A 21,163-nucleotide genomic window follows, 5' to 3' on the forward strand; every position below is an offset into this window, starting at 1 on the left:
AGCTTTCATATTCGCTTTTTACCGCTGTTTATAAAAATAATCAAACAAGAGAATACTATGTCTATCAGTTCAGCTATTAAATCTATTCAAGATATTATGCGTAAAGACGCCGGTGTCGATGGCGACGCACAACGCCTTGGCCAAATGTCGTGGTTACTATTTTTAAAAGTATTCGACGCACAAGAAGAAGAACTAGAGCTTGAATTAGACGACTACCGCGAGCCAATCCCTGAGCAATTTTTATGGCGCAATTGGGCGGCCGATAACGAGGGTATAACGGGCGATGAGCTGTTAGAGTTTGTAAACGATAAGCTTTTTCCAGAGCTTAAAAATCTCACCGCACCCATAGATAAAAACCCACGTGGTTATGTAGTCACCCAAGCCTTTAGCGATGCTTTTAACTACATGAAAAACGGCACGCTACTGCGCCAGGTTATTAATAAGCTAAACGAAATAGACTTTACCGATTCAAAAGAGCGCCACTTATTTGGTGACCTTTACGAGCAAATACTAAAAGATTTACAAAGCGCAGGCAACGCAGGTGAGTTTTACACCCCCCGCGCCATTACTAAATTTATAGTGGCGGTAACCGACCCAAAACTAGGCGAGTCAATCATGGACCCGGCTTGTGGTACTGGTGGCTTTTTAGCATGTGCGTTCGATCATGTAAAAGCAAACTATGTTAAATCGGGCGACGACCACCAAATACTTCAAAAGCAAATACACGGCGTAGAAAAAAAACAACTCCCGCACTTACTGTGTACTACCAACATGATGCTTCACGGCATTGAAGTACCGGTACAAGTTAAACACGGCAATACGTTAAATAAACCGCTTTCAAGCTGGGACGACCAAGTAGATGTCATCATCACCAACCCACCATTTGGCGGCACTGAAGAAGACGGCATAGAAAAAAACTTTCCAAGCGACATGCAAACTCGCGAAACAGCCGACTTGTTCTTACAGCTCATTATAGAAGTGCTCAACACTAAAGGCCGCGCAGCAGTTGTATTGCCAGATGGCACCTTATTTGGTGAAGGCGTAAAAACCAAAATTAAAAAGCTATTAGTAGAGGAATGTAACTTACACACCATAGTACGCTTACCTAATGGCGTATTTGCTCCGTACACAAGTATTAAAACTAACATATTGTTTTTTACTAAAGGCACGCCAACCAAAGACGTGTGGTTTTACGAACACCCATACCCAGCCGGTGTTAAAAATTACAACAAAACCAAACCAATGAAGTTTGAAGAGTTTAAAACTGAACTCGAATGGTGGGGCAACGAAGCAGACGGTTTTGCGAGTCGAACTGAAACCGAGCAAGCGTGGAAAGTATCAATCGACGATATTATTGCTCGTAACTACAACCTCGACATTAAAAACCCGCATGTAGGGGAGGTAATCAGCCACGACCCGCAAGAGCTTTTAGCCGGCTACTCAAAGCAGCAAGCTGATATACAAGCACTGCGTGACCAGCTTAAAGGCATATTGTCAGCGGCACTGTCTAAAGATGTTGAGGGCAAGTAATGGCAGAGTCAAAAACACCAAGCACAAACGCCGAGCAACTAATAACTGAACATCTGGATATTTGGACCACAGCCATAGAACAAAAATCATCAGCAGGGCGCGGTTCATCTAAAAAGTTTTCACTTCACGGCATTAAAAAACTCCGCGAATTAATTTTAGAGCTCGCAGTGCGTGGCAAATTAGTGCCACAAGATCCAAATGACGAACCCGCCTCAGTATTGCTGGAGCGAATAGCCGATGAAAAAGCGCAATTGGTAAAAGATAAAAAAATTAAGAAGCCAAAAGTACTGCTGGAAATTAGTGAAGATGAAAAACCGTTTGAATTGCCAAAAGGTTGGGAGTGGACGAAGTTCGGTTGTTTATCAGAGGTTCAGGCAGGTTTTGCATTTAAATCGTAAGCGCGTAATTAGCCCCACATACCAATGTTAATGGCACCTATGCATAATTTACTCAGCATATTAACCTGAGGTAATTATGAATAAACAGCAAAAAATAAAACACTGGCAAGGCATTTTTGAGCAGCAAAAATCGAGTGGTTTAGCCATCATTCAATTTTGTCGTGATAACAACATTAACGCATCGACTTTCTATGTTTGGCGTAAACGCCTTTCTGACGAAACGGTAAGGGTTAAAAAGCAACAGGTGATCCCGTTTGTTATTCATGAGCAAGCCTTTACGCAACCTTCAATCATTAAACTCACCACACCAAACGGCTATCAAATAGACTTCGAGTCGACATTAGCTAACCAAACGCTAGCCAAATTATTGAGCGTACTGTGACACCTTGCACACACCAAGTTTACTTGGTCACGGGGTTCACCGACATGCGCAAATCAATCAATGGCCTAAGTATTATTGTCAGCGATACCCTATCTCTCGATCCTTTAAGCCAAGCGTGGTTCGTTTTTTGTAATAAACAACGCGATAAATTAAAGATTTTATTTTGGGATACCAACGGTTTTTGGCTCTATTATCGTCGTTTAGAACAAGGACGATTTCAGTGGCCAAAACAGACTAATGAACACACGGCTATGGGCATCGAGCAACGCCAATTACAGTGGTTGCTATCAGGGTTACCGGTCAGTAATCAAACACGGCACCCGACTTTATCGGGGTTATCGGTGATGTAAATTAATCAGATCGTTTTTTTTACTTGAACGATCTTTCCCATGTGTCATGCTATTAAAATGCCAGACACTATTCTCATCACCGAACTACAAAATCAGCTTGCACTTATGCAGGCTAAGCTTGATGCTTTACAAGAAGATAAGGTTGAAATGCAATCGCGGATTGACCACTTGCTTGCTGAGCTTAAGTTAAGTAAATCCCAAAAATACGGTAAAAAAAGTGAAAAAGCCCCACGGGGCACCTTCAATGAAGCGGAGCAGCATAAAACGACTGAGCCGCCTAAACACCATAAGAAAGGCAAACAAACGCTGGCTGAGCACTTTGAACGAGAAGAGGTTGAGCACACCTTAACCGAGTTAACGTGTCAGTGTTGCGGTGAGCAACTACATCAATGTGGTAGTGAAGACAGCGAACAAGTTAAAATTATTCCGGCGAAAGTCAGCGTCATTAAGCACAAACAATTTAAATATGCTTGCAGACATTGCGAGCATGAACAATTGACCAGTAAAATCATCACCGCGCCTAAACCTAAACAACCGATACCGGGGAGTATTGCCAGTCCCGAGGCATTAGCGGCGGTTGTGACAGGCAAATACTGCGATGCCTTACCGCTTTATCGTTTCGTTGAAATACTGGGCCGTGGCGGCCTTGAACTATCGCGCGGAACATTAGCTAATTGGTGTATTAAAGCGGGCCTGCTAATCAGCCCCTTAGTGGCAGCCATGCAACGTCACTTGCTTAATGAGCACAGTTTATGTGCCGATGAAACCCGTACACAAGTCTTAGATGAAGGTGACAATCCTAGCAGCAATTCCTACATGTGGGTTTATCGCAGCAATGAGGTTAGCCATGAGCCTGTCGTGATTTACGATTACCAAGCAGGTCGAAGTCGCGCTTGCGCAAAAGAATTTCTTGCCGGTTATCAAGGCTATTTACAGTGCGACGGTTACCGTGTTTATGACGGTATTGAAGGCATTACCCCTGTTGGTTGTTGGGCACACGCTAGACGCAAATATAACGATGCCTTAAAAGCAGAGTCGAAAAACAAAGGTCGAGCGCATAAAGCCATCAGCTTTATCAGCCAATTATATAAACTGGAAACCCAGGCTAAAAACAAACAGTTATCCCCTCAAGCGCGGTATCAGTTACGACAAGAAAAAGCCTTACCCATATTAATGCACTTTAAAGCGTGGCTTGATGAAGCCGAAGGTAAAGTAACGGCGGGGAGTTATATTGGCAAAGCGATAAAATACACGCTTAATCAATGGCCGAAATTAATGCGATATAGTGAAGATGGCGAACTAGGGATTGATAATAATATTACTGAGCGAGATATTCGGCCGTTTACCACTGGTAGGAAAAACTGGCTATTCTCAAAGTCAATTAATGGTGCCCAAGCAAGCGCCACACTCTATAGTATTGTGATGACGTGTCGTGCCAATGACATCAATCCTTATAACTACTTTGTGCATTTATTTAAAACGTTGCCGAATCGAGATGAGGGTGATGATGATTTTACCGACCTAATGCCGTGGAATGTGCAGCTAGACTTCGATTATAGCTAAGCGCACTGCTTAAATGCGCGCTTACTTTAAATCTAGAGAGTTTAATGAGTCAGGCATGGGGTTGCCTTTAATTAGAATACGTGATGTTGGGCAGCCTTTCTCTGGTACTTTTTATTCAGGTGAATTTAGAGATGAGTTTTTGGTTTCAAAAGGCGATTACCTTATTAGTATGGATGGTAATTTTAGAGTTGCTGCTTGGAGCAGCAAACCGGCTCTACTCAACCAACGGGTTAGCCGGCTTCAGTTTTATATTAAAGGACTTGGCGAAGCTTTTCTCGCTCAAACTTTACAGTTAAAACTACTTCATCTACAAGGTATAAAGGCATACACAACAGTAGATCATCTATCTGCCGGTCAAATAAAAAATTGTGTTATCGGCTTTCCTTCGCTACGAGAACAGCACCGCATCGTAGCTAAAGTCGATGAGTTAATGAGCTTGTGTGACGCGCTTGAGGCGCAAACCGAAAGTAGTATTACGGCACATCAAACATTAGTTGAAGTGCTGTTAGAGGCCTTGCTAAAAGCACCAGAGGAAGGGGCAACACCCGAACAATCCACAGCACAGTTTCAACAAAACTGGCAACGCTTAAGCGAGCACTTCGACACGCTATTCACCACCACCGCCAGCATTGACACGCTAAAGCAAACCATCTTACAACTAGCAGTAATGGGCAAACTCGTCCCACAAAACCCAAACGACGAACCCGCCGCCAAACTCCTAGAGCGCATAGCAGCAGAAAAAGCCCAACTGATTAAAGACAAAAAAATCAAAAAGCAAAAACCACTGCCTGAAATCACCGACGAAGAAAAACCCTTTGAATTACCACAAGGTTGGGCATATACAAGATTAGATGATCTTTGTGCAACCGTAAGTTCCGGTTCCACACCTCCTAAATCTGAACTAAGTGAAACTGGCGATATTCCATTTTTAAAAGTCTATAATATTCAAAATCAAGAGATAGAATTTAAACAACGGACACTATTCGTTACAAAAGACGCTCATATGGGGAAGTTGAATCGCTCCATTCTGTACCCTGGCGATGTGATCATGAATCTCGTGGGACCGCCTCTTGGTAAGGTTGCAATAATGCCGAGTACTTATCCAGAGTGGAACTGTAATCAAAACATTGTTTGCTTTAGACCTCTCGAATTAGAGTTGAATAAATATATTTATACTTACTTAAAATCACACCTTTTTCTTGATTATATAATTTTGGTTGGCTCTGCTGGCCAAGACTTCATTTCTGGCACTAAATGTAGAGCAATTGCTTTACCTATGCCTCCGTTAAGTGAACAGCACCGAATCGTTGCTAGGGTCGATGAGCTACTGGCACTCTGTGATCAACTCAAAGCCCGTTTAACCGACGCACAAACCACTAAACTTCACCTAACCGACGCCATAGTCGAGCAGGCATTATAACTATGGCGTATAACAAACCTTGGCTTGGCTTTGATGAGCAGCTTGCTAAATTACAACAACGCGGCTTGATTGTGACCGATAAAGCCGCGGCGCTGAACTACATTGAGCGCATAGGCTACTATCGTTTAAGTGGTTACTGGTACTCTTTTAGAGAGCGCTCAGGTAAGGTGTGTGAGTTAGTTTATAAAGGTAATAAAGCGCAAAAATCAAAAGAAACCACACTCTCTTTCGAAACCTTTAAAGCGGGTAGCTGCTTTACAAATGCGGTTGAGCTATATGTGTTTGATAAACGGCTACGTATGCTTGCGATGGATGCGTTAGAGCGTATAGAGGTTGCCTTAAGAGTGGATATATCGCATACACTTGGCGAGAAACATCCCTTTGCCTATTTAAAGCCTGAATGCCTATTTCCTGATTTTAGTGAAGTACTCGACGGGCGCAAAGGTGTAACAAAACATCACGAATGGCTTGGTGGTCACGCTAAACTAATAAGCCGTTCAAAAGAAGAGTTTGTTAAGCATAATAAAGCGAAGTATGGGTTACCTTTACCTATCTGGGTTGCCTGTGAGGTATGGGATTTTGGTACTATGTCGCGCTTATTTGATGGAATGCTAGAGGCTGACCAAGACGCTATAGCAAACCGTTATGGTATAAGTAATGGCCGGATATTTGCCTCTTGGCTTAGAAGCCTCAATTACTTACGTAATGTGTGCGCGCACCATAGCCGATTATGGAACCGTAATATGACAGAGCAACCAAAATTACCGTCAAAAACGGAACACCCTTGGGTAAATGACTACATTACGAATACACACGCCCAGGCCCGTTGTTATTTATTACTTCGTATCTGTTTAGTACTAATGAAACGAATAAACCCTAACTCTAGTTGGCCAGAGCGAGTAAAAGAGCACTTAGAGTCATTTCCAAACTTAGAACATTTGAAGTTAAACTTAGTAGGGATGGGCGCGCCAGTTAATTGGCTAAATGATTGGCAATAATATTACAGCCATAAAAAAACCCCTAAGCAGTTGTTACTTTCGTAACATTACCGATAGGGGCCGTGTTGCTGATAATATTAACGCAAAGGAATAAAAAAGCAAATATATTTAGTGTTTTGCTTATGGTTATTGATGGGCATTTACATAGAGCTCAATTATTTATGCTGTAGCGGTTGAAGCTACAGTTTTATCTAAATTAAAATTTAGCTAGTCACTGACTTTAGTGTGAGGTTTTAAAGGGAAGTATATGAAAAAAATATTTATAATTTTTAGTATTTGGATCGTGACAACTTTTGTTCTATCTGGTTGTGCAACAAAATTAAGCGAAAAAGCATCATTGGTCCAAATAGCCGATTTTAATATGATCAAAGATTGTATATTTTTAGGTGATGTTCACGGCTCTTCTGGTTGGGGGGGAGGTGCTGCTTCACAAGGTATGCAAAACTCAAGAAATGAGGCTCAAGAAAAAGCTTATTTACTTAATGCAAGTCATATTGTTTGGGTTAATATTTCCGGCGGATATAGCCCATTTGCTGTAGGTAAAGCTTATAAATGCACCAAAGAATAAAAAGGGGGATTCAATTTTAATAACATCAAACGACTAAGTTGAGACTTATTAAACCCATCGCCATTAAGTATTTAGTTTAATACATAATAATGCCTACCTTAGATTTTTATTTTATAAGGTTAGCAATACAATAACTAATACAGAGAAGTTTTTAGTTACACTGTAAGTTACACTGCCTGCCTGCCTTTTCCTTTTGTTATATCATTAATAATCAGATGTTTAGGTTTTTGATTTGGTGGTTGCAGGGGCTACCAGTTTGGTAGGTACAAATAATAGATTTATGAATTCACAAATAAAGGAGGCTGTGGCCTCCTTTATTTAAGTAAATTGAGTTTAGTTACCAGGACCGCATTCTAGGCACTGATTAACAATGTCTGGACCAAATTTAAGCTTGGCGTTTACGTTACGAAGTGCAGTACGTAGGCCTTCTTCAATTACTGGGTGATAAAATGGCATGTCGAGCATTTGTGGTACGGTCATTTTGTTTTGTACCGCCCAAGCCAATAAATGAGCTATATGTTCGGCTTGTGGTCCGATAAACTCCGCACCTAAGAATAGTCCGGTGCCTTGCTCTGCGTAAACATGCATGTGACCTTTGTTTTTTAGCATTACGCGGCTACGGCCTTGATTTTCAAAGCTCACTTCACCAACTTCAAAACAACCACATTCACCTAAGCGATCAGTGATTTGTTTGTAGGTTTCACCGACCATAGCAATTTGCGGGTCGCTGAATACGGCGGAAATAGAGGCACGGCGTAAGCCATTACGTATATCAGGGAAGCGTCCGGCATTTTGTCCTGCAATAGTGCCTTGATCGCTTGCTTCGTGCAGTAGTGGCAGCATGTTACTGGCATCACCGGCAATAAATATATTTGAATCGCCGCACTGCATGGTGTGCTCATCAGCTAGAGGAACGCCACGTTCGTTAAGCTCTATGCCTGTGTTTTCAAGACCCAGTTTATCGGTATTTGGTACGCGGCCAGTGGCAGCGAGTACATAATCAAATTGTTCGGTTTGTTTGTTACCATTTTTATCTGTATAGGTAAGTTGTGCTTTATTGCCAACTTGTTTCATGTCAGAAACGTCAGAGTCAGTATCAACATAGAACTCTTCGGCAAATACGGTATTTGCGTAATCTTTAATAGCAGGGTCGGTTATGGGGCCTATTGCGCCACCAACCCCAAATAGTTTTACTTTAACACCTAAGCGGTGCAGGGCTTGGCCAATTTCAAGGCCAATAACGCCGGGACCAAATACAGCAACTGATTCTGGTAGGTCTTGCCAATCAAAGACATCATCGTTGATGATTAATCGATCGCCAAAGTTATTAAATACACCTGGGTAGGCTGGGCGAGAGCCGGTGGCGATTACAAAACGTTTAGCGGTAATAATAGTGTGATCGTCAATTTGTATACGGTTGGTATCTAAAAATGTTGCATGACCACGAATTTTATCTTCACTTGGAAGTTCCTCAACAGTTTCAACAACAAAGCCTGCAAAACGATCACGTTCGCTGCGTACGCGTGCCATAACCGCTTTACCGTCTATTTCTGGTGTTGAGCTATGAACGCCAAATGCCGGAGCTGCTTCAATTGCGTGCGCTGCTTCAGCCGCCGCAATTAACAATTTACTCGGCATACAACCAACGCGAGCACACGTAGTACCATAAGGACCTGATTCAATCATTAATACGTTGGCAGTATGTTGTTTTGCGTTACGGTAGGCGCTTAAGCCAGCAGTGCCTGCGCCAATTACTACTACGTCAGTTTGCAGTTCTTTCATTGTATTTCCTTAAAATAAAAAAGGGGCTAACAGCCCCTTTTAATAGCATTGGGAGTGTTAAATACTAAGCAAAGTATTTTTCTAAATCGTCAGAGCCACCGATGTGCTTACCACCAATAAATATTTGCGGTACTGTTTCACGACCTGAAATTGCTTTTAAGCTTGTTAACGAAGTGCCAGCACCCATGGTGATTTCTTCATAAACAAGGCCTTTGCTGTGTAATAGCTCTTTCGCTTTTTTGCAAAATGGGCAGCCTGGTTTAGTAAATACGCTTACTGCTTCTGGTTTAACTTGCTCAGGGTTGATGTAGTCAAGCATGGTATCAGCGTCTGATACTTCAAACGGGTCGCCTGGCTTCTCTGGTTCGATGAACATTTTTTCAATTACGCCATCTTTTACCAGCATAGAATAGCGCCAGCTGCGTTTGCCAAAACCTAGGTCATTTTTATCTACTAACATGCCCATGCCGTCAGTAAATTCACCGTTACCATCAGGAAGTAGGGTAATGTTTTGTGCTTCTTGGTTTTCAGCCCATGCATTCATTACAAAGGTATCATTTACGGATAAACATACAATATCATCAACACCATTTTGCTTAAGTACACCAGCTAACTCGTTATAGCGTGGTAAGTGTGTTGATGAGCAAGTTGGTGTAAATGCCCCCGGTAATGAAAACATAACAACCGTTTTACCTTTGAAAATGTCATCTGTAGATACTGATTTCCATTCGTCATTTTGGCGCGTTGCGAATGTAACTTGTGGTACTTTTTTGCCTTCAATATTGTTTAACATATTTTAGTTCCTCTTGATTTGTTGATAATCATTATGCGTTTAAATTAACGATAGGTCTAATCGTTTGTTTGTATTATATTGATTTGTAAAATCGATTGAATGATTGTTGTTATATAATTGGTGCTTTGCTGTTATATAACTGCGTTACTAAACGAATGTAAAGTAATAGCGTTTTTTTAGTTTAATTGCTAGGCAATATAATAAAACGACATGAAGATTTATTGACAATTACCTTAACAAACTGAGCTGAACTTAAACTTTATCAATGAGATAAGCTTAGAATAAGGAGGAATAATATCGAATGGTGCTAATGCAAAAATAGATTGAAGAGGAGTTAAAGCGGCTTATACCCATATATAGGTATAAAAGCCGCTACTTTATATTTAATGAGGTACTTATTGACTTACTAATTCAACCACATCATTTATTTGTACGTTGGGTAGCGGTTGGTCATCAATGCTTATCGCAATGGCTGATTGTTGATATAGCTGCATCATTTTAATTTTATTTAATGTGGTAATACGATTAGACACTTTATTACCTGCAGCGTCGGTTAAATAATTGCGATGAGCAATACTGAGTACTTGGCCTTGCTGTAAGCCATTGTAGATTGTAGGTGGTAGGCAATTGTTTGCTGAAAATATTTGCTGAACACATCAATCAATTCCACTTTCTCAAAAGCACTGATACCCCATCGTAATAGAGGGAGTCAGTATTTTCCCACAAGATATACTGAACGACTTGTTGAAGTAGGCAGTCTGCAGGTAACCCAATAACAAAATCGATAAATTATTGATTTAAAGTGGAAAATATTCATATTAACACCACGTGGAGAAACGTTGATGCTGTTGAATATGCGACCTTAGAGTGGGTCAGTTGGTTTAACAATCAATGGTTATATCTTCAATTAGGTCTGTTTCACTAGTTTAATGTGAAGCAAACTACTCGTTTTAATTTAAGCGAGTCAGGTAAAGTGGCCTAACTTAAATAAATGGGTCTGCGATAAACTCGGGGCGATTCATATTCGTATTACCCTACCATTATGGTAAACTAACGCCTAATTTTGGTTAAGAGAATAGTTATCTTGTTACACATTAAGTCCGTCTCCTGCATCAAGCAAGAACGTTGTTTGTTTGCGGATCTTAATTTTAGCCTGAAATCAGGTCAAATCATGCAATTGGCGGGGCCTAACGGCGCTGGTAAAACATCTTTATTGCGTATAATTGCGGGTTTTGCTACGCCTGATGAAGGGCAGATTTTGTTTCAAGATAAACCAATTGATTGTCACTATGATGAATTTGCCCGCGAGTTATTATTTATTGGCCATAAAACGGGAGTCAATACTCAGCTCAGTGCCATTGAAAATGTACGTTTTTGGTTACAGATACAAGGTTATACCTGCCCAGCGGATCTTTATCCGGTGATGGCTAAAATTGGCTTGGTTGGTTTGGAAGATGTACCTGTTAGAACTTTATCTGCGGGTCAGCAACGCCGAGTCGCGTTAACCCGATTATGGCTCAGTGATGCCAAGGTTTGGGTATTAGATGAACCTTTCACTGCACTCGATAAAGCCGGGGTAAGTTACCTTCAGCAGCGTTTTATTGAACATTTGGATAATGGTGGTGCTATTTTGCTTACTACTCATCAAGATTTAACCGCTCAGTTTAGTGAACTAAAAACTGTGACGTTGGAGTACCACCACTAATGATTCGTCAGCATTCATATTGGCGCTTATTTTGCGCTGTATTGAACAAAGACTTACGTTTGGCGTTTCGCAAGCGTGCAGAAATTGTTAATCCCATATTATTCTTTTTAATTGTTATTACTTTATTTCCGTTAGCAATTGGCCCAGAACCCGGTCTACTTGCTCGTATGGCGCCGGGTATAATTTGGGTTGCGGCCTTATTATCGACTATGTTGGGGCTTGATAAGTTGTTTCGTGATGATTACCACGATGGCAGCTTAGAGCAACTTATTGCCTCGTCCTATCCATTACCTGTTACTGTATTAGCTAAAGTGACAGCGCACTGGGTCATTACTGGTTTGCCGTTGGTACTTATGACGCCAGTGTTTGCATTATTACTCAATTTAGAGACAACGGCGCTCAGCGCTACAGTACTTACCTTGTTGCTAGGCACACCATTATTAAGTTTTATAGGTGCTATTGGTGCAGGGCTTACTGTGGGTCTACACAAGGGGGGCATTTTAATGAGTTTACTCGTCTTACCTTTGTATATTCCGGTACTTATTTTTGCAACATCTGCTATTGATACCAGTGCAATGTCATTGGATTACAGCGGACAGCTTGCCATCCTTGGTGCTATGTTAGTGGTTGCAACCCTTAGCGCACCAATCGCCATATCGTCAGCATTGAAAGTGAGTGTAAGTTAATATGTGGAAATGGTTACATCCCTATGCAAAAGCAGAACGTGCCTACCAATTGTGTAACACGTTGTTGCCTTATTTTGCCGTTGTTACGGTGATCTGTATGTTAGTTGGTTGGGTGTGGGGACTTGCCTATGCCCCTGCAGATTATCAACAAAAAGACAGTTACCGAATTATTTTTATTCATGTGCCTTCAGCTATATTATCAATGGGAGCGTACTCGTCGATGGCGATTGCTGCGGTGGTTGCGCTAGTGTGGCAGTTACGTAATGCCGAGCTTGCGGTGATAGCGATCGCGCCAGTAGGTGCTTGTATTACGGCTATCGCACTTATTACCGGTGCTGCGTGGGGAAAGCCTATGTGGGGAGCTTGGTGGGTGTGGGACGCGCGTTTAACCTCTGAGCTTATTTTGTTATTTTTATATTTAGGGGTGCTGTCTTTATATCATGCTTTTGAAGATAAAAAAGCGGCAGGGCGTGCCGCATCAATACTCGCGATTGTTGGAGTAATTAACTTACCTATCATCCACTTTTCAGTGGAGTGGTGGAATACCTTACATCAAGGTGCCACTATCACTAAATTTGATACAGAAGCTATTGATTCTAGTATGTTTTGGCCATTAATGGTTAACATTGTTGCGTTTGCAGCCTTTGTTGGTACGGTGACATTAATGCGCTTAAAAAATGAGATTCTTCAACGTGAGAAACAACGCCCTTGGGTGCGTCAGCTTGCGGATAAGGGCTAATTATGCAGTTTGATTCTTTTTCTGATTTTATTGCCATGGGTGGCTATGGCTTTTACGTATGGTTATCGTTTGGTAGCTGTGCATTAATTTTATTAGGTATTTTGTTTATGTCTCGTAATGATACCAAACGTATTTTAACCGATGTTAAGCAGCAAATGATTCGTGAAGAGCGTATCAAAAAGGCCAAGCAGGAGCAGCAATTATGAACCCAAGGCGTAAGAAGCGTTTACTAGCGGTTGTGGCTATTATTTTTGGGGTTGGCGCAACGATTGGTTTAGTATTGTATGCTTTACAAGAAAATATAAATTTATTTTATACCCCAAGTGAGCTTATAGAAGGTAAAGGCCCAAATAAAGAAAAGCCATTTGTAGGTCAAAAATTACGTATTGGAGGCATGGTTGTACCAGGCTCTGTGGTGCGTAATGAAACGAGTCTTAACGTGAGCTTTAAACTTATTGATACAGGCCCGCTTGTGACTATTAAATACCAAGGGATTTTGCCTGATTTATTTCGTGAAGGACAAGGTATTGTTGCACAAGGTGTGCTGATAGAACCAAATGTAATAGAAGCATTTGAAGTACTTGCTAAGCATGATGAAGAGTATATGCCTGCAGAAGTCGCCGAGGCTGTTAAAGGCATTAAGCACGAGAAACCGAAATATAATATAGATTACGGTAATTAAATATGATCCCAGAAATCGGATATTTTTCCTTAACACTAGCGATGGTGCTCAGTGTTTTACTGTGTATTTTTCCTTTATGGGGAGCTCATACGGGTAACTTACGGCTAATGCGAGCAGCGCCCTCGTTGGCAATTGGTCAATTTGGCTTTGTGGTTATTGCATTTGCGGCGCTTATATATGCAAGTTTAACGGATGATTTTACTGTTTCTTATGTGGCCTATCATTCAAGTAGTACCTTACCTTGGTATTATAAGATCACTTCAACATGGGGTGGCCATGAAGGCGCTATTTTATTATGGCTGGTGATGCAAGCTGGCTGGACAGCACTTGTTGCTGCGCGTTCTAAATCATTACCTTGGGTACTGCGTGCTCGAGTACTCGGTGTACTGGGCTTTTTAGGTGTGGGCTTTATGCTTTATACCTTATTGCTTTCTAGTCCATTTGAACGTTTATTACCCTATTTTCCTGTTGAAGGGCGTGACTTAAATCCATTATTGCAAGATCCTGGGATGATAATTCATCCGCCACTTTTGTATATGGGTTATGTTGGCTTATCTGTTTCATTTGCATTTGCTATTGCTGCACTATTAACTGGTAAATTAGATAATACGTGGGCTAAGTGGTCACGTCCTTGGACAATGACAGCATGGGGATTTTTAACCTTAGGTATTACTATTGGCAGCTGGTGGGCTTATTCTGAGCTTGGCTGGGGTGGCTGGTGGTTTTGGGATCCTGTCGAAAATGCATCATTAATGCCTTGGCTTGTAGCTACTGCATTACTGCATTCGCTAACGGTGACTGAAAAGCGGGGGGTGTTTAAGTCGTGGACGGTATTACTAGCCATCGCTGCATTTTCATTAAGCTTATTAGGCACGTTTATTGTACGCTCAGGTATTATTGTATCGGTGCATGCATTTGCTACCGATCCTGATCGTGGTTTATTTATCTTGGCCTTTTTGGGCATCGTAGTGGGTGGGGCTTTAACCTTGTACGCCTTACGTGTATCACAAGTGCGCAGTGAAGGACGCTATAAATTTATGTCACGCGAAGTGGCGTTATGGCTCAATAATATATTTTTAATTGTGGCCACATTAATTGTTTTACTAGGTACCTTATTACCGATGGTTCATAAAGAAATGGGGCTGGGTAGTATATCAATTGGCGAACCGTTCTTTAATAAGATGTTTGCGATTTTAATTGTGCCATTCGTTATTTTAATGGGTATTGGTCCATTACTTCGCTGGAAGCAAAATAAACTTATTTCACTACGTAATAAACTGATGTTCGCAGCATCTATGAGTGTGATCGTTACTGCTACGTGGTTATATTCAAGCTATGACGTAGTTGCACCACTGACTATGCTGGCAACAACCTTGGCCGTTTGGATTTTATTCGCTACTGGTGCTGATCTGTATAGTAAAGTATCGGTGCAAACAAGCCTAAAAGAAGGCTTTAAGCGTTTAACACTTAGTTACTGGGCAATGGTACTTGGCCATGTTGGTTTAGCGTTTGTGATTGCTGGTGTAACATTAACCTCTGCTTATTCTGTCGAGCGTGATGTGGCAATGGACCCCGGCGATGTTGTGCAGTTGAATCAATATGAATACCGTTTTGAAGGTGTAAACACCATTCGTGGCCCTAATTACAGTGGTCATGCGGGGGAAGTGAGTGTGCTTAAAAACGATAAGCTAGTAACCGTTTTACACGCTGAGAAACGCCGTTATGATATTGGTATGCAATTTATGACTGAAGCCGCAATTGATGCCGGCTTTACCCGCGACTTATATTTAGCGCTTGGCGAACAGCTAAGCCATGGTGCATGGTCATTACGTATCTATCACAAACCTTACGTTCGCTGGATGTGGATTGGCGGTATTTTAATTTCACTAGCAGGCTTTTTAGTCTTGGGTGATAAACGTTATCGCACGAAACTCAAAACGCGACAGGAGCGTGATGTATGAACCGTAAAGCTGTCGCTATTTTACCGTTATTAATTTTTGCCTTTTTGTGTGTGTTTTTATATCAAGGTTTATTTGCTAATCCAAGGGAGTTACAAACAGGGCGGATTGGCCAAACTATGCCAGAATTTAATTTACCTGACTTAATGCAAGATGATAAGCGCTGGACACAAAATGACTTAGACGGTGATGTATACTTGCTCAATGTATGGGGCACTTGGTGCCCAACGTGCTTAGTGGAGCTTGACTATTTAACTCAGCTACGTGAGCAAGGGGTTAATATTATTGGTTTATATTATGTACAAAGCTATGATTCTGACTTTGACGGTCCATTTGATATGCAAGCACTACGAAATGATGTATCAAGCATGCTCGCGCGAACAGGTAACCCTTATCAGTTTAACATTTTAGACTTAGACCGAACCCTAGCTCTTGATTTAGGAGTCTCTGGTGCACCTGAGACATTCTTAGTAAACAGCGAAGGGGTGATTTTGTTGCATCACACTGGCGATATTAATCCACGTGTTTGGCGCGCTAAATTTGCACCATTAATGCAGGAGCTCACACCATGAAATATATTTTAGCCTGCTTTTTACTCGTTATGAGTATTACAGTTCATGCTGAACAAGACCGTTATCAATTTGCTAATGATGAACAAGCTCAGCGCTTTAGTGAACTAACAAAAGAGCTACGTTGCCCTAAGTGTCAAAATCAAAATATTGCTGATTCTGATGCTGTAGTAGCAAAAGATTTACGTGATAAAGTGCTTGCGCTAGTTCACGAAGGTAAAAGTAAGGATGAAGTGATTGATTATATGATTGATCGCTATGGTTACTTTGTGCACTACGATCCACCAGTTACCCCTGCTACTTTGGTGCTGTGGGTATTACCTGTATTGATAGTTATTGTGGGCTTTGGTTTTATTGTTATTCGTCAGCGTAAAGCGTCTGTTAAACAAACGTGGAGTGCTGAGGATGAAGCATTACTGGCAAAACTTATCAAACAAAATCAACGTCAGGAGCAAAACTAAATGGCATTAATGTGGGCTTCTTTTGCATTACTCACTCTGCTGGCATTGCTCTTTGTTTGTGTGCCTTTTTTGCGTAAAGAAAAGGTACAGCAGTTAGATGCTAATGCGAACTCAGAACTAATTAATATTTATCATCAACGTTTAGAAGAATTACGTGCAGATCTTGAAAATAAACGTATTGAACAGCAAAGCTATGATGAGTCAATAATCGAATTGAAATGCCGCTTACTCAATGAGCTATCATTCGAAAAATCATTGAATAGTAAAGGTAATAATCGTATTTTCGCGCTTACGGGTAGTGCCTTTTTAGTGGTGTTGACGGGAGTGTTTTATAGTTTTACTGGCAGTGAAACACAAATAAAAAACTGGCATGATGCAATGGCTAACTTAGCAAGTTTCGGTGAGCGTGCTGTTATGCAACAAGGTGAGCCCCTTACCCCTAATGAATTACAAGCGTTTGCGCTTGGCCTTAGAACTAAACTTGACCAAAGTGGTGACGACGAAGTCGCGTGGATGTTATTAGGCCGTGTTGCCATGTCGTTGAATGAGTATGATATGGCGCAGCAGTCATTTGATAACGTGTTGCGTATGAATCCAGATAACCAACAAGTATTAGTGAGCTATAGTCAAGTATTACTACTTGAAGGCAATGAAGCTAATATGACCCGTGCAGCAGGTATGTTGTCAAAGGTTTTAAAAGATGATCCGACTAATTTAGATGCTATTTCATTATTAGCGTTGATTGCCTATGAACGTAAAGATTGGCGACAAGCAAAGTTAGCTTTTGAAGTGCTGTTATCGAGTATGGACAAAAGCGACTTACGTTATTCCATGATTAAACAACGAATTGAAGAAATTGATCAGCAAATTACCTCACAAAGTGATACACAAGCATCGGAATCTATATCGGTCAAAAGCAACCCAGTCAGCCATACTGCAAAAATAGCTATCACTGTAGATATAGCGCAATCACTCATTGAACAGTTGCCCACAGAAGGTACTTTATTTGTATTTGCTAAAGCAGCAAATGGGCCACCCATGCCGCTTGCGGTAGTAAAACTTACAGAGTATCAATTCCCACTAACTGTTGAGCTTAGTGATAGTAATGCGATGGTTGAGGGACTTACTTTATCAAGCGTTGAAGATATTATATTAACGGCGCGTATCTCAAAAGATGCCACGGTAATGCCATCAGCAGGAGAGCTTGAAGGGCTGTCAAAAACCCTAAAACGCAGCGAAACGACTAACTATCAGTTAAAGATTGATACCGTAATACAATAAGGATAGAAAATGTTGATACGAGGACTTTTTTTGAGCGCAATAATGATACTGAGTGGTTGCGCTCAAGTTCCAGACGAAAAGGTCGATGAGCGGGATCCTTTACAGTCTTTTAATCGTCCTATGTACGATTTTAATATGGATGTGCTGGATGCTTATTTATTGCGTCCGGTGGCTGTAGGTTATGTGGCGGTCACTCCGGTAGCGGTCAGAAGTAGTATTGTTAACTTCACTGATAATATTTCTGCCCCTACCGATGTGATCAATGCATCTCTTCAGGGGAAAGCTGGTAATGCGGGCATTAGTATGGCGCGCTTTTTAGTAAATTCTACGGTGGGTCTTTTTGGTTTATTTGATGTTGCAAGTTCGCTCGGGTTGAATATAGTCGATGAGGATTTTGGGCAAACTCTAGGGGTATGGGGCGTTGGCGATGGTGCTTATCTAATGCTACCTGGTATGGGGCCGTCAACAGCACGTAACCTAAGTGGCGATGTGGTAGATGGCTTTATACTGCCTAAAATCACACTAACTACACCAGAAACAGTGCTCGTGTTTGCACTAAAAGCTGTTGAGGCACGAGCATCACTTATTCCACAAGAAAGCTTATTAAATGAGTCACTCGACCCGTACATATTTATGAAAGATATCTATTTTCAACGCCAGTTATATGAACTGCACGATGGTAACCCACCGATTGAAAAAGAGCCTGATGACTTTGATGAAGACTTTTTAGATAGTCTATAATTAATACGCAAGTATAAAAAATGCCAGTAAATTACTGGCATTTTTATTTATATCCCTTTGCAGTGATATAAATTTATTAGTCACCGAATACAGATATTTGCTCACTGGCCCAGTTTAACGCATCGTGATAAGCGTCAGTCACTTTTTTATCCGCTAACCTGTTGAATAGACTCTAAAATTTAAACTGCAATTTTATCTTTATCTAATAAGGTAGGGGAGCCCTTTTTTAGAGTTGCCTTTTTTAGAGTTTCAAGGGTAAAGATGGTATAGGCTAGCTTGCTATCAGTTAAATCTTCTAAGGCGAAGTTAAATTGGCTTCCTTCGTTCTTTTTTCAGGTGGCTTCATCACCGTCAATGCCTGGGAAAACATTATCTATCCCATCACGAAAAAGTAACTCGTAACCTATTAGCTTTTTATCACGGGCTTAAGTTTGTTGGCGAGCAGCATAAAAATACATAAAAAGTCGATCCAAATCAGTTAATCGATACACCTGCAACATATTGTAAAATATTTTAAATTGCATTAATAAAAAGGTTAAAGTAAATCTATAGTGCTGAACTATTTATAATTATTGTTATAATTTTGGGTAAGCAGAATAAAATAACCATTACCTTGCGATAAATATAAATGTTTGTAATTATTAATACAAAGTGAATAGTGTTAAACGCAGCCGAGTGGAGTTATCGGCTAAAGCCATGATATAGTCAGATACTGAGTTGGTTTTTATACCAATAATGTCTTTTATAGCAGCAATGTGAGTCATTATTAGGATTAAGAGCCAAATTTTAAACGTCTACTGCTTAGATTGGAGGCAAATTTGGAAATTGGAATGATAATTTCGCTAGGACTGTACTTTGTAGTCATGCTGGGGATAGGTTTTTACGCATACAAACAATCTACCGGTGATGTATCAGGCTATATGCTAGGTGGTCGTAATCTGCCACCGAGTGTTGCTGCGTTGTCGGCAGGTGCGTCTGATATGAGTGGCTGGTTGCTCATGGGCTTACCCGGGGCAATGTATTTATTTGGTTTAAGTAAAGTATGGATTGCAATTGGTTTAGTTGTGGGTGCTTGGGCAAACTACTTTTTAGTGGCGCCAAGGCTTCGTGTTTATACTGAAAAAGCTAATGATTCTATTACCATTCCAGACTATTTTTCTAATCGCTTCGCCGATAATAAAAATATTCTTCGTGTAATTTCAGCTATTGTGATCATCGTTTTCTTCACCTTATATACATCATCCGGCGTAGTTGCAGGTGGTAAGTTGTTTGAAAGCTCATTTGGTATGAGCTACGAAATGGGTCTTTATGTTACTACCAGTGTGGTGGTGGTTTACACCTTGTTTGGTGGTTTTTTAGCCGTAAGTTTAACTGACTTTGTGCAAGGGTGTATTATGTTTATCTCTTTGCTTGCGGTGCCAATAGTTACTTACACCATGCTTGACCAGCCGGTATTAGATACACTGTCCAGTGCAAGTTATGATTTATTACTGAGCTCGCCAAAAGAAGATGAAATACATTCATTAAATATGCTGGATTGGTTTGCCGGAGGCTCAACAATTGCAATTATTTCAGCGTTAGCGTGGGGCCTAGGCTACTTTGGCCAACCGCATATTATTGTGCGTTTTATGTCAGTACGTTCCGTGAAAGATATGCCCGCAATGCGTCGTATTGGTATGTCTTGGATGACTTTATCAGCAATCGGTTCTGTGCTTACTGGTTTATTTGGTGCAGCATTTATAATAGAAAACCAAATGCCACTTGAAGATAAAGAAACAATCTTCTTAGTTTTATCGGAAGTAGTGTTTCATCCACTAATCGCTGGCTTTTTATTAGCTGCTATTTTAGCGGCCATAATGAGTACCATTTCGTCTCAGTTGCTGGTTTGTTCAAGCTCATTAACTGAAGATTTTTATAAAATATACTTGCATCGTGATGCGTCTCAAAAAGAGCTTGTGTCAGTGGGCCGAATTAGTGTGTTATTAGTGGCATTATTTGCAATATATTTAGCTTATGACCGTGATAGTTCAATTTTAGACTTGGTGAGCAATGCATGGGCTGGCTTTGGTGCCGCATTTGGTCCATTGGTGCTGATCAGTTTATATTGGAAGCGTATGAACTTTTATGGTGCGTTAGCGGGTATGGTTGTTGGTGCATTAACAGTATTGGTGTGGATATACGCGCCAATAACCATCGATGGCAAAGCATTAAGTTCGGTTGTTTATGAAATTATACCAGGCTTTATTTTATCTAGTATCGCCATTGTTGTGGTAAGTCTGGCAACCCCTGCGCCTGATGATGAAATAGTTGAATTATTTGATGAAGTAGAACGTTTACTTTAATAAAAATATAACAGCATAAAAAAAGGGACAACACTTGTTGTCCCTTTTTTGTTTGCCCAGCGAAGCTGGCAAACCCGATAGGCTGAAAGATGCCTTATCACCCTGACTAAGGGGAAGATAATCTGAATGGCAAGGGCGTCACTGGCCAACGGTGGGGTCTGAAGGAAGCCATAAGAAGTTAGAGGTACACAACTAACCGTAACCTGTTTCGGCAG

21 protein-coding genes and 2 pseudogenes are annotated in these 21,163 nt (G+C 40.9%); 19 read left to right on the forward strand and 4 right to left on the reverse strand.

The genetic code is table 11. From position 1 onward, the window contains the following. The first annotated feature begins 57 nt into the window (after positions 1 to 57). The 8 genes from ACT3S9_RS04455 (at position 58) to ACT3S9_RS04490 (ending at position 7,209) form a co-directional block, all read left to right on the forward strand. Positions 58 to 1,530 carry an N-6 DNA methylase gene (locus ACT3S9_RS04455; RefSeq protein ID WP_444750787.1) on the forward strand — a complete coding sequence of 491 codons (1,473 nt, stop codon included), beginning with the start codon at positions 58 to 60 and terminating at the stop codon, positions 1,528 to 1,530. After that, positions 1,530 to 1,928: a hypothetical protein gene (locus ACT3S9_RS04460; RefSeq protein WP_444750788.1), complete on the forward strand. Its 399-nt coding sequence runs from the start codon at positions 1,530 to 1,532 to the stop codon at positions 1,926 to 1,928. Before ACT3S9_RS04455 ends, ACT3S9_RS04460 begins: the two co-directional genes overlap by 1 nt. Positions 1,929 to 2,004: 76 nt before the next feature. Beyond that, positions 2,005 to 2,310, forward strand: coding sequence for an IS66 family insertion sequence element accessory protein TnpA (gene tnpA, locus ACT3S9_RS04465; RefSeq protein ID WP_301563154.1), 306 nt, complete (start codon positions 2,005 to 2,007; stop codon positions 2,308 to 2,310). Then, a complete protein-coding gene (gene tnpB / locus ACT3S9_RS04470) occupies positions 2,307 to 2,660 on the forward strand; it encodes an IS66 family insertion sequence element accessory protein TnpB (protein WP_301563133.1) in 354 nt (117 codons plus the stop codon). The genes tnpA and tnpB overlap by 4 nt, the downstream gene beginning before the upstream one ends. A 39-nt stretch (positions 2,661 to 2,699) precedes the next feature. Next, complete coding sequence (gene tnpC / locus ACT3S9_RS04475) at positions 2,700 to 4,223, forward strand: IS66 family transposase (protein WP_443489209.1); 1,524 nt, start codon at positions 2,700 to 2,702, stop codon at positions 4,221 to 4,223. Positions 4,224 to 4,278: 55 nt separating this feature from the next. Beyond that, positions 4,279 to 5,643 carry a restriction endonuclease subunit S gene (locus tag ACT3S9_RS04480; RefSeq protein WP_444750789.1) on the forward strand — a complete coding sequence of 455 codons (1,365 nt, stop codon included), beginning with the start codon at positions 4,279 to 4,281 and terminating at the stop codon, positions 5,641 to 5,643. Between the two features lie 2 nt (positions 5,644 to 5,645). Next, positions 5,646 to 6,641 carry an Abi family protein gene (locus tag ACT3S9_RS04485; RefSeq protein WP_444750790.1) on the forward strand — a complete coding sequence of 332 codons (996 nt, stop codon included), beginning with the start codon at positions 5,646 to 5,648 and terminating at the stop codon, positions 6,639 to 6,641. A 247-nt stretch (positions 6,642 to 6,888) separates the two neighbouring features. Continuing rightward, the gene (locus ACT3S9_RS04490; RefSeq protein WP_441835294.1) at positions 6,889 to 7,209 is read left to right on the forward strand and encodes a hypothetical protein; all 321 of its coding nucleotides are present in this window, start codon (positions 6,889 to 6,891) and stop codon (positions 7,207 to 7,209) included. Positions 7,210 to 7,542: 333 nt separating this feature from the next. On the opposite strand, the gene ACT3S9_RS04495 is transcribed toward ACT3S9_RS04490, so the two are convergent. The 3 genes and pseudogenes from ACT3S9_RS04495 to ACT3S9_RS04505 all read right to left on the reverse strand — a co-directional run. Next, positions 7,543 to 8,991 carry a dihydrolipoyl dehydrogenase gene (locus ACT3S9_RS04495; protein WP_444750791.1) on the reverse strand — a complete coding sequence of 483 codons (1,449 nt, stop codon included), beginning with the start codon at positions 8,989 to 8,991 and terminating at the stop codon, positions 7,543 to 7,545. Positions 8,992 to 9,055: 64 nt separating this feature from the next. After that, on the reverse strand, positions 9,056 to 9,784 hold the full coding sequence (locus ACT3S9_RS04500) for a glutathione peroxidase (RefSeq protein ID WP_441835296.1): 729 nt from the start codon (positions 9,782 to 9,784) through the stop codon (positions 9,056 to 9,058). Positions 9,785 to 10,179: 395 nt separating this feature from the next. Continuing rightward, positions 10,180 to 10,389, reverse strand: a pseudogene (locus tag ACT3S9_RS04505) (FlgT C-terminal domain-containing protein); the annotation flags it as partial. A gap of 479 nt (positions 10,390 to 10,868) precedes the next feature. Between ACT3S9_RS04505 and ccmA the strand changes: the two are divergent. The 10 genes from ccmA to ACT3S9_RS04555 are packed head-to-tail and all read left to right on the forward strand — an operon-like array spanning position 10,869 to position 18,606. Further along, the gene (gene ccmA, locus ACT3S9_RS04510; RefSeq protein ID WP_441835297.1) at positions 10,869 to 11,489 is read left to right on the forward strand and encodes a cytochrome c biogenesis heme-transporting ATPase CcmA; all 621 of its coding nucleotides are present in this window, start codon (positions 10,869 to 10,871) and stop codon (positions 11,487 to 11,489) included. Further along, on the forward strand, positions 11,489 to 12,175 hold the full coding sequence (gene ccmB / locus ACT3S9_RS04515; protein ID WP_441835298.1) for a heme exporter protein CcmB: 687 nt from the start codon (positions 11,489 to 11,491) through the stop codon (positions 12,173 to 12,175). The genes ccmA and ccmB overlap by 1 nt, the downstream gene beginning before the upstream one ends. Position 12,176: 1 nt before the next feature. Then, positions 12,177 to 12,914 carry a heme ABC transporter permease gene (locus ACT3S9_RS04520; RefSeq protein WP_441835299.1) on the forward strand — a complete coding sequence of 246 codons (738 nt, stop codon included), beginning with the start codon at positions 12,177 to 12,179 and terminating at the stop codon, positions 12,912 to 12,914. Positions 12,915 to 12,916: 2 nt separating this feature from the next. Continuing rightward, a complete protein-coding gene (gene ccmD / locus ACT3S9_RS04525; RefSeq protein WP_441835300.1) occupies positions 12,917 to 13,120 on the forward strand; it encodes a heme exporter protein CcmD in 204 nt (67 codons plus the stop codon). Beyond that, a complete protein-coding gene (gene ccmE / locus ACT3S9_RS04530; protein ID WP_441835301.1) occupies positions 13,117 to 13,596 on the forward strand; it encodes a cytochrome c maturation protein CcmE in 480 nt (159 codons plus the stop codon). The genes ccmD and ccmE overlap by 4 nt, the downstream gene beginning before the upstream one ends. A 2-nt stretch (positions 13,597 to 13,598) precedes the next feature. After that, positions 13,599 to 15,557 carry a heme lyase CcmF/NrfE family subunit gene (locus tag ACT3S9_RS04535; protein ID WP_441835302.1) on the forward strand — a complete coding sequence of 653 codons (1,959 nt, stop codon included), beginning with the start codon at positions 13,599 to 13,601 and terminating at the stop codon, positions 15,555 to 15,557. Next, positions 15,554 to 16,126 (forward strand): redoxin family protein, encoded by a 573-nt coding sequence (locus ACT3S9_RS04540; RefSeq protein WP_441835303.1) that lies wholly within the window; start codon positions 15,554 to 15,556, stop codon positions 16,124 to 16,126. The genes ACT3S9_RS04535 and ACT3S9_RS04540 overlap by 4 nt, the downstream gene beginning before the upstream one ends. Further along, positions 16,123 to 16,584 (forward strand): cytochrome c-type biogenesis protein, encoded by a 462-nt coding sequence (locus ACT3S9_RS04545; protein ID WP_441835304.1) that lies wholly within the window; start codon positions 16,123 to 16,125, stop codon positions 16,582 to 16,584. The genes ACT3S9_RS04540 and ACT3S9_RS04545 overlap by 4 nt, the downstream gene beginning before the upstream one ends. Then, the gene (gene ccmI / locus ACT3S9_RS04550; protein WP_441835305.1) at positions 16,585 to 17,865 is read left to right on the forward strand and encodes a c-type cytochrome biogenesis protein CcmI; all 1,281 of its coding nucleotides are present in this window, start codon (positions 16,585 to 16,587) and stop codon (positions 17,863 to 17,865) included. A 9-nt stretch (positions 17,866 to 17,874) separates the two neighbouring features. Beyond that, positions 17,875 to 18,606: an MlaA family lipoprotein gene (locus tag ACT3S9_RS04555; RefSeq protein ID WP_441835306.1), complete on the forward strand. Its 732-nt coding sequence runs from the start codon at positions 17,875 to 17,877 to the stop codon at positions 18,604 to 18,606. A gap of 182 nt (positions 18,607 to 18,788) precedes the next feature. Here ACT3S9_RS04555 and ACT3S9_RS04560 read toward each other — a convergent pair. After that, positions 18,789 to 19,013 (reverse strand): annotated as a pseudogene (locus ACT3S9_RS04560) (EAL and HDOD domain-containing protein); the annotation flags it as partial. Positions 19,014 to 19,436: 423 nt separating this feature from the next. Between ACT3S9_RS04560 and putP the strand changes: the two are divergent. Then, positions 19,437 to 20,948, forward strand: coding sequence for a sodium/proline symporter PutP (putP, locus tag ACT3S9_RS04565; protein ID WP_444750792.1), 1,512 nt, complete (start codon positions 19,437 to 19,439; stop codon positions 20,946 to 20,948). Positions 20,949 to 21,163: the final 215 nt, after the last annotated feature.

The organism is Pseudoalteromonas sp. AOP31-A2-14 (assembly GCF_052378035.1).
Classification (GTDB): domain Bacteria; phylum Pseudomonadota; class Gammaproteobacteria; order Enterobacterales; family Alteromonadaceae; genus Pseudoalteromonas.